Annotated in this window: 5 protein-coding genes and 1 pseudogene; 4 read left to right on the top strand and 2 right to left on the bottom strand. The window is 74.7% G+C overall.

Going from position 1 to position 5,252, the window contains the following annotated elements; all coding sequences use genetic code 11:
* From E1283_RS31325 to E1283_RS31310, 4 genes and pseudogenes are all read left to right on the top strand, one after another.
* Nucleotides 1–255 (top strand): annotated as a pseudogene (locus E1283_RS31325) (carbohydrate ABC transporter permease); the annotation flags it as partial.
* A 35-nt stretch (nucleotides 256–290) separates the two neighbouring features.
* Nucleotides 291–1,502, top strand: coding sequence for a D-mannonate dehydratase ManD (manD, locus tag E1283_RS31320; RefSeq protein WP_132821550.1), 1,212 nt, complete (start codon nucleotides 291–293; stop codon nucleotides 1,500–1,502).
* A 44-nt stretch (nucleotides 1,503–1,546) separates the two neighbouring features.
* A complete protein-coding gene (locus E1283_RS31315) occupies nucleotides 1,547–2,140 on the top strand; it encodes a bifunctional 4-hydroxy-2-oxoglutarate aldolase/2-dehydro-3-deoxy-phosphogluconate aldolase (protein ID WP_165956313.1) in 594 nt (197 codons plus the stop codon).
* Complete coding sequence (locus E1283_RS31310) at nucleotides 2,137–3,102, top strand: sugar kinase (protein WP_132821549.1); 966 nt, start codon at nucleotides 2,137–2,139, stop codon at nucleotides 3,100–3,102. The genes E1283_RS31315 and E1283_RS31310 overlap by 4 nt, the downstream gene beginning before the upstream one ends.
* A gap of 107 nt (nucleotides 3,103–3,209) precedes the next feature.
* On the opposite strand, the gene E1283_RS31305 is transcribed toward E1283_RS31310, so the two are convergent.
* On the bottom strand, nucleotides 3,210–4,253 hold the full coding sequence (locus E1283_RS31305; protein WP_132821548.1) for a zinc-binding dehydrogenase: 1,044 nt from the start codon (nucleotides 4,251–4,253) through the stop codon (nucleotides 3,210–3,212).
* Between the two features lie 133 nt (nucleotides 4,254–4,386).
* On the bottom strand, nucleotides 4,387–5,252 hold an 866-nt coding region (locus E1283_RS31300; protein WP_207930603.1), incomplete at its 5' end, for a glycoside hydrolase family 3 C-terminal domain-containing protein.

The raw sequence follows: 5,252 nt of genomic DNA, 5'->3' as shown, positions 1-5,252 counted from the left end.
GCCCCCGGCACCGCCACCGCCTCACTCCTCGCGTTCGTCTTCAGCTGGAACAACTTCATGTTCGCCCTGATCTTCGCCGACGAGGACACCATGACGGTGCCGGTGACCCTGTTCAACTTCATCTCCTACGCCAGCACCGACTGGGGCGGCCTGATGGCCGCCGCCACCCTGATGACGATCCCGGTCGTCGTCGCCGCCGTCATCGGACAGAAGCACCTCGTGGCCGGGCTCACCGCCGGCGCCACCAAGGGCTGACCACCAACCCCACACCCCTGGAAGACCACCACCTCATGAAGATCGTCGACGCGCAGGTCGTCGTCACCAGCCCGGGCCGCAACTTCGTCACGCTGCGGATCACCACCGACGAGGGCCTCACCGGCCTCGGCGACGCCACCCTCAACGGCCGCGAACTCGCCGTCAGCAGCTACCTGGTGGACCACGTGGTGCCGCTGCTGATCGGCCGCGACCCGCACCGGATCGAGGACACCTGGCAGTACCTCTACCGAGGGGCGTACTGGCGGCGCGGCCCGGTGACCATGGCCGCGATCGCCGCCGTGGACGTCGCCCTGTGGGACATCAAGGCCAAGGCCGCCGGGCTGCCGCTCTACCAGCTGCTCGGCGGCGCCAGCCGCGACCGGGTGCGCGCCTACGGACACGCCAGCGGCCGCGACATCCCCGAGCTGTTCGACTCCATCCGCGCCCGGCAGGCCGAGGGCTACCAGGCGATCCGGGTGCAGACCGGCGTGCCGGGGCTGACCAACGTCTACGGCGTCCGCCACGGCGCCGCGCCCGCCGAGGGCGCCGACCGGCATCCGCGCCCGGTGGTGGAGGACTGGGACACCGCCGCCTACCTGCGTCACATACCCGGCGTCCTGGAGGCGGTCCGCAACGAGTTCGGGCCCGAACTGCCGCTGCTGCACGACGCGCACCACCGGCTCACCCCCATCCAGGCGGCCCGCCTCGGCGCGGCCCTCGAACCCTACGACCTGTTCTGGCTGGAGGACTGCACCCCGGCCGAGAACCAGGAGGGGCTGCGGCTGGTGCGCCAGCACACCAGGACACCGCTGGCGATCGGCGAGGTCTTCAACACCGTCTTCGACTACCAGACGTTGGTGAACGAGCAGCTCATCGACTACGTGCGCTCCGCGGTGACCCACTTCGGCGGCGTCACGCCGCTCCGCAAGCTGTTCGACTACGCGGCCCAGTACCAGATCAGGAGCGCCGTCCACGGCCCCGAGGACATCTCGCCGGTCGGCATGGCCGCCGCGATCCATCTGGACCTGGCGATCCACAACTTCGGTATCCAGGAGTACTCGGGCCACACCGCCGCGACCGACGAGGTGTTCCGGCACGCCTACACCTTCACCGACGGGCACCTGCACCCCGGCGAGGAGCCGGGGATCGGCGTCGAGTTGGACGACGCGCTGGCCGCCGCCCACCCGTACGAGGCCGCCTACCTGCCGGTCAACCGGCTGGCGGACGGCACCGTCCACGACTGGTGAGCGGCACGGCGGGGCATCAGCCCGAACCACAGGACGGAGCAGACATGGCCGACACCACCCCCCTCATCGCCGCACTGCGCGCCCAGCGCCTCCTGCCGGTGCTGCGCTCGCCCGACGTGGCCGCGGCGGTGGCCGCCGTCCGCGCCCTGGCGGACGCGGGCTGCCGGGTCGTCGAACTGACCACCTCCACCCCCGACTGGCGGCGTGCCCTCGCCGACTGCCGGGAGCGGCACGGCGACGCGCTCCTCGGCGTCGGCACCGTGACCACCGCCGAGCAGGCGTCGACGGCGATCGGGGCCGGCGCCGACTTCCTCGTCTCCCCCTACCCGGCGCCGGCGGTGCGGACGGTGGCGGCCCGGCACGGGGTCACGTTCGTCGAGGGGGGCTTCACCCCCGCCGAGATCGCCGACGCCGCCGGCCGCGGCCCGGCGAAGGTCTTCCCGGCGCACGTCGGCGGCCCACGGTTCCTCGCCTCGCTGCGGGCCGTGCTGCCGGACGCCGCCCTGATCCCCACCGGCGGCGTCTCGATCGAGCAGGCGCCGGCCTACCTCGACGCGGGCGCGCTCGCCGTCGGGGTGGGCTCCGGCCTCCCCGAGGAACCGGCCGCGCTCGCCCGGCTGTTCGGAGGCGGGCGATGACCGGCGTCGACGTGGTGCTGATCGGCGAGATCCTCGTCGAGTTCTCCTGCGAGGACCCGCTGGCCGACCAGGCGCGGATCCGGCTCGGCTTCTCCGGCGACGTGCTGAACGCCGCGGCGGCGGCCGCCGCCGCGGGCGCCCGCGCCGCCGTCCTGACCGCGGTGGCCGACGACGGACTCGGTGACGCCCTCGTCGCCCGCGTCCGCGCGCTCGGCGTCGACACCTCGCTGATCCGGCGCGTCCCGGGCGGCAACGGCGCGTACCTGCTGCAAGGCGACCTCACCGGCGAGCGGGAGTTCACCTACTGGCGCACCGGGAGCGTCGCGTCCCGCCTCGACGTCGCGGACGTCGAGCGCGAGCGGGCGACCCTGGCCGGCGCGCGGGCGCTGGTCGCCACCGGCGTCGGCAGCGCGCTGTCGGACAGCAGCCGGCGGGCCGTGCTGGCCGCCGCCCGGATCGCCGCCGAGGGCGGTGCGGCCGTGGTCTACGACCCCAACTACCGTGCGCGGCTGACCAGTCAGGAGCGGGCCAGGGCGGTGCTCGCCGAGGTGGCGCCGCACTGCGCGCTCGTCACCCCGTCCTGCCCGTCGGACGCGCTGGCGCTGCTCGGCACGGACGACCCGATCGCCGCGGCCGAGGCCGTCCTCGCCCTCGGCGCGGGCGCCGCCGCGGTGACCTCGGGGGCCGAGCACGTCGTCGTCACCGACCCGGGCGGGCCGCTCACCCTGCCGGTGCCGGTGGTCGCCGACGCCGTCGACGCCACCGGCGCGGGCGACGTCCTGACCGGCACGACGGCCGCCCGGCTGGCGCTCGGCGACCCGCTGCCGACGGCCGTCCGCCTGGGCATCGGCGCCGCGTCGCTCTCGGTCACCGGCCGGGGCGGCACGGGCCGGATCCCCACTCTGGCGGAGACCAGGGCCGCGGCGGGCGGTCGGAACGTCACGTCGCCGCACCCGCGGTAGCTGTCGCCGCGGTGTCGGCCCGCCACGCCTGCCAGCGCACGGGCCGACGGTGGTGGCGGGCGGCCGGACCCGGCGAGCGAAGGTTCCGCCCGGTGCGGGCGGTGGGGTCAGGGCCGGACGAGGACCTTGAGGGCCTTGCGGTCGGCCATGTCCCGGTAGCCGCCCGGGATGCCGTCGAGGGTGGTGGTGGCGTCGAAGACCTTCCCCGGTTCGAGGGTCCCGTCGAGGATGTCGGGCATCAGCGCGTCGATGTAGGCCCGGACGGGTGCCGGCCCGCCGGCCAGCCGGAGGTTCCGACCGAAGAGGCTGCCGAAGCCGACCGGCGCCTCCTCGTACTGCGGGACGCCGACCCGGCTGATCACGCCGCCGGAACGGACGATCCCGAGTGCCTGCCGGTAGGCGGGCATGGTGCCGACCGCCTCCAGGACGACGTGCGTGCCCTCCCCGCCGGTCAGCTCGCGGACCGCCTCGACGCCCTCCTCCCCTCGAGCGGGGACGACGTCCGTGGCGCCGAACTCCCGGCCGAGGTCGGTGCGCGCCCGGTGGCGGCCCATGAGGACGATCTGCTCGGCGCCGAGGCGTCTGGCCGACAGCACCGCCAGCAGGCCGACCGCGCCGTCGCCGATCACGGTGACGCGGGTGCGCTCGTCGACGCCGCCCGCCACGGCGGCGTGGTAGCCGGTGCCGAACACGTCCGAGAGCGTCAGCAGGGACGGGATCAGGGCCGAGTCCGCCGCGACGGGGAGCCTGACGAGGGTGCCGTCGGCGAGCGGGACCCGGACCGCCTCGGCCTGGCCGCCCTCCTCCGGCAGGGTGTCCCAGAAGCCGGCCTGCGGGTTGGCGCAGGAGGTGTGCAGGCCCTCGCGGCAGAACGCGCAGGTGTTGTCGGAGATCGCGAACGGGGCGACGACCAGGTCCCCCCGTTTGACGGTGGTCACCTCCGAGCCGGTGTCCTCGACGACACCGATGAACTCGTGTCCCATGCGGACCGGGCCGTCGGCGGGCGACATCGAGCCGTACGGCCACAGGTCGCTGCCGCAGACGCACGACGCGGTGATCCGGACCAGCGCGTCGGTGGGCTGTTCGACGGCCGAGTCGGGGACGTTCTCGACCCGGACGTCGCCGGCGCCGTACATGAGGGTTGCGCGCATCAGGGGTTCTCCGTGGTGGTGCGAGGGGCACGTGGGGCGGGCGCGGGAGGTGCCCGCTTCCAGCGTCCGCGCTCCAGGCGACGTCGGCACGCCGGGCTCACCCGGATGGCCGCCCCGGCCCCTCGCCACGTCGTCACCCCACGGGCACCGGCCGCTCCCGGATCGTGAAGCGGCCCGCCAGCAGGTCCCGGTCGCGTGAGGACGAGCCGACCAGCAGGTCGAAGGCGCCGGGCTCCACGACGCGCCGCCCGTCGGCGGCGACGATGGTGCAGGCGGCGGCCGGCAGCTCCAGGTCCACGTCGAGGGACTGGCCGGGGCGCAGGTCGACCTGGCGGTGGAGTGTGAGCTCCTTGTCGGCCCAGGTGGCCGAGGTGACCAGGTCGCGGAGGTAGACCTGGACGGTCTCCCGGGTGGGCCGGTGGCCGACGTTGGTGAGGGTGACGGTCGCGCGCACGGTGTCCGCGACGCCGAGTTCGGGGGTGTGGACGCGCAGGTCGGTGTAGTCGACCCGGGTGTAGCCGAGCCCCTCGCCGAACGCGAACAGCGGGTCCTGCGTCAGGTCGGCGTAGCGGTCTCCGTGCTGGCCACGGATCTGGTTGTAGTACGACGGCTGCTGGCCGATGTGCCGGGGAACGGAGATCGGCAGCCGGCCGCTGGGCTCGATCAGGCCGAGCAGCAGCTCCGCGACGGCCCGGCCGCCGCGCATGCCGGGGCTGAACGCCTGGACGAGTGCGGCGGCGTCGACGGCCGAGGCGGGGAGGACCTGCGGCTTGGAGCTCATCACGACGACGACCAGCGGCTTGCCGGTGGCGGCCAGGGAGTTCAGCAGCTCGACCTGGCCGCCGACCAGGTCCAGGGTGGCCGTGCCGTGTTCGGCCCACAGGAGGTCACCGAGGCGGGGCACCGCCGCCGGCCTGAACACCGCGACCGCGACGCCGCAGAGCGCCAGCGCCAGCAGCGCGCCGTGCAGCAGCGGGCTCAGCGTCCACCGCACCTGGC

This window comes from Streptomyces hainanensis (assembly GCF_004348415.1).
GTDB classification, from domain to species: domain Bacteria; phylum Actinomycetota; class Actinomycetes; order Streptomycetales; family Streptomycetaceae; genus Streptomyces; species Streptomyces hainanensis.
Note: the sequence above shows the minus strand (reverse complement) of the source record. Positions and strands in the feature narration are given on the sequence as shown.

Coding starts and splice junctions, on each gene's coding strand:
- manD (WP_132821550.1), top strand. CDS start 291: ATGAAGATCGTCGACGCGCAGGTCGTCGTCACCAGCCCGGGCCGCAAC.
- E1283_RS31315 (WP_165956313.1), top strand. CDS start 1,547: ATGGCCGACACCACCCCCCTCATCGCCGCACTGCGCGCCCAGCGCCTC.
- E1283_RS31310 (WP_132821549.1), top strand. CDS start 2,137: ATGACCGGCGTCGACGTGGTGCTGATCGGCGAGATCCTCGTCGAGTTC.
- E1283_RS31305 (WP_132821548.1), bottom strand. CDS start 4,253: ATGCGCGCAACCCTCATGTACGGCGCCGGCGACGTCCGGGTCGAGAAC.